This is a genomic window from Ilyobacter sp. (assembly GCF_041583315.1).
In the GTDB taxonomy this organism is placed as follows: Bacteria; Fusobacteriota; Fusobacteriia; order Fusobacteriales; family Fusobacteriaceae; genus Ilyobacter.
On record NZ_JBFHGC010000355.1, the window covers coordinates 1 to 3,101 of the forward strand.

Genomic DNA, 3,101 nt, shown 5'->3' on the forward strand with positions numbered 1-3,101 from the left:
CCTTTTTCATTTTAATAACTTCCAAAATCTCTCGCTAATGTAAGTATATTTAACTTTTCCCCTTATTTAAAATATATTTTTTATATGCAAACCATTTATAGAATTATAGAGAATGATTATTTTTTATTTGAACTAGCAAAATCAGTAATCATAAGAGAAACAGATGTTCATTTTATAAAATTTTAGTGCTCTTTTTATGAAAAAAATGTACACTTTTTTCACATGTTTTTTATAAAAAAAATTTTTTATTTTTTTATACTTCCTATGCAAGTTATTTATAACACGTTATTTTAACCATATAAACTGCCCATTTTAAAATGAATTATAGTTAAAAACAACGTTATTTTAAAAACAATTTTCACAATAAAAAAAATCCAAAGCAATACCCTGGATTAAATTCAAATTATCTTTCACAAAAATATAAATTTTTTCTGTCTGATTCTCACTAAAAAATTAAAAACAAAAAAAAAGATGGGTATATACCCATCTTTTGCACAAAATAAAAACTTATCTTTTTGAGAACTGTGGTGATTTTCTTGCTTTTTTCTTACCGAATTTCTTTCTTTCTACCATTCTAGAGTCTCTAGTTAGGAAACCAGCTTCTCTTAATGCTTTCTTTAAAGATTCGTCAGAAGAAAGAAGAGCTCTTGATATACCGTGTCTGATTGCTCCAGCTTGTCCGGCATTTCCTCCACCATCTACGTTTATTTTTACTGTAAATTTGTCTAAATTCTCAGTAAGAACTAGCGGCTGTTCTACAATTTTAGAAAGAATTTCTCTTCCACCAAAATATTCTGCCATAGTTTTACCATTAATCTCTATTCCAGATCCACCAGGGATAAGTCTTACTCTTGCTACAGAAGTTTTTCTTCTTCCAGTTCCTATATATTGCATCATTTCTGCCACTGTCAATTACCTCCTAAATTATAGTTCTACCGTTTCTGGCTTTTGTGCTGCGTGAGTGTGCTCAGCTCCAACAAATACTCTCAATCTAGTTAACTGCTCTCTTCCTAATTTGTTGTTTGGAAGCATTCTCTTTACAGCTAGCATTAAAGCTTCTTCTGGTTTTTTAGCTAAAACTTCTTCAAGTCTTCTCTCTCTTAGCCCTCCAGGGAATCCAGAATGGTTATAATACATTTTGTCAGTAAGTTTTTTTCCAGTTACAGCTATTTTTTCCATATTAGTTACGATTACGAAGTCTCCTCCATCAATATGCGGAGTGTAAGTAACTTTATTTTTACCCATAAGTTTCTTAGCTATTTCAGCAGCTAATCTACCTAGAATTTTTCCCTCAGCATCGTAGTGATACCAGTCTCTTGTTACATCTTCTTTTCTTTGCATTACGGTATATTTGTTCACTATTTTTTCCTCCTCAGTAAGTTATATTTACAAAAATATAACGCAACGGTCCTTTGTGGGAAAGGATTATTTTACCAAAGTATTATATATTTTTTAACATTTTATGTCAAGACATTTTACTTGAAATATGAATGAAAAATTATTATTTTACTTTATCTCCCCTCTATACCGCACATCCTGTTGCATTTCTAAAAAAATAAAAAACAGGACCACTCTTTGCCGTCCTGTTTTAGGATTCTTTAATTATTTTCTTTTGGATCTTCAGCTTTTGGTATAGGTCTTCCAAACATCCACTCTATCTGTCTTCTCAGTCCTGTGAGGTCATGCTCTTTTCCTTCGATGGATATTTTATCATCTACAGGAAAAGGTATAAACTCTTTTTCTATAGTCATGTCTTTCTGGAGATTTAGCTGAAGCTTCACAGATTCCTTTATTCCAAATGGTCTGAATTCTGTTTTTACTGTCTTGATTAGATTTTCATCGGACATTATTTTATTTATTTCCTCTTCACTGAATCTTCTTTGAGGAGGATAGGCTGCTATAAAAAGGTCACATGATTGTACAAAGTTTAATCCTTCAGGTCTCTTTTCCAAAAGGTCTAAAGTATATCTGCCTCTTTCTGTAATCAGAAAGTTTTCAATATCTATTACTTTTTTACCTGTCCCAAAAGGGGAAGCTGCTATCCCGAATTCACCCTGTGAAATAAGCTCGTCTTCTGGTCCGTTCAATCTCATCTCAAACATTGTATTTCTTTCAAGTCCGTCTAATTCTAAAACCATAGAAAGGTTTTTCATGGGAAATGGGAAAATCGGCTGAACCATCTCTGAAAATGCTCCGAAAATATCGATAGCTCCACCTAATTGCTGGTTCAGTTTTGCTTTATGTGCCACTATTAGATTTTTAACCTTTACTGCCATTTATTTCTCCCCTCTTATCTCTTTTTATTTTTTATTTCTTTGAAATTTTGTCTTAATTATTATAGATTGATTTATTCTCCTGCTCTATGACTCAGAGTAGAATACCTCTATCTTTACTTATAAATATATCATATTTAAATACCTTTGTAAATATGCCCTCCCGACAGCTTATTAAAGTAGAATTCTCTGGCATCTCTGATGTTGTCAAATTTCTCCTCAAGCTGTGCCTCATAGAGTTTTTTCAGTATTTCTCCAAAATCCTCCCTGGGTTTCATGCCCCACTCTATAAGATCTCTGCCCATAACTATGGGTTTCAGATCAGCTCTCACCTCTTTATAGACAGCCTCTATACTCTCTATTATATTCAGCTCCTCTGTATTGTCACTTCGACCTCTCCCCAGGACATCACATCTGTAGAGTCTCAGAAGTTTCTCTATATCCACTTTCACAGCCAGTTTCTTCACCGATATCCTGTCAGCTCCCCCCTCCAGAAGCATCTTGAGAGGCTCTTCATGATACCTCACAAGTTTTCCTGCACTGTCTATGAGTTCTCTGTTATTTGTAAATTTTAATATCTCTCTGTCAAATATCTTCTTTGACTTTTCACAGTGACCAGAAAACGATGGAAAGGTTTCTTTTTTCCCGGTATCATGATAAAGAATACTCCAAAATAGTTCCGGACTTCTCTCTTCCTCAGAAAGTACATCTAGCATCATCATGGTATGGGTAAATACATCTCCTTCAGGATGATAGATCTCATCCTGCATGATCTCTTTGAGACAAGTTATCTCAGGCATTATTTTTTCCAACACCCCGGTTTTTTCC

The 3,101-nt window shown here is 33.6% G+C and carries 4 protein-coding genes; all 4 read right to left on the reverse strand.

Going from position 1 to position 3,101, the window contains the following annotated elements; genetic code table 11:
• Nucleotides 1-507: 507 nt before the first annotated feature.
• Nucleotides 508-897 (reverse strand): 30S ribosomal protein S9, encoded by a 390-nt coding sequence (gene rpsI, locus ABZA26_RS11270; RefSeq protein ID WP_372714627.1) that lies wholly within the window; start codon nt 895-897, stop codon nt 508-510.
• 27 nt (nt 898-924) lie between these two features.
• Nucleotides 925-1,359 carry a 50S ribosomal protein L13 gene (gene rplM / locus ABZA26_RS11275; protein ID WP_319202984.1) on the reverse strand — a complete coding sequence of 145 codons (435 nt, stop codon included), beginning with the start codon at nt 1,357-1,359 and terminating at the stop codon, nt 925-927.
• A gap of 239 nt (nt 1,360-1,598) precedes the next feature.
• Nucleotides 1,599-2,276: a hypothetical protein gene (locus tag ABZA26_RS11280; RefSeq protein ID WP_372714625.1), complete on the reverse strand. Its 678-nt coding sequence runs from the start codon at nt 2,274-2,276 to the stop codon at nt 1,599-1,601.
• A gap of 134 nt (nt 2,277-2,410) precedes the next feature.
• A partial coding sequence (locus ABZA26_RS11285; RefSeq protein WP_372714626.1) for a hypothetical protein occupies nt 2,411-3,101 on the reverse strand: 691 nt, incomplete at its 5' end.

What these genes read in the sequence shown, in the direction of transcription:
- rpsI (WP_372714627.1), bottom strand. Translation starts at nt 897, where the DNA reads ATGATGCAATATATAGGAACTGGAAGAAGAAAAACTTCTGTAGCAAGA.
- ABZA26_RS11280 (WP_372714625.1), bottom strand. Translation starts at nt 2,276, where the DNA reads ATGGCAGTAAAGGTTAAAAATCTAATAGTGGCACATAAAGCAAAACTG.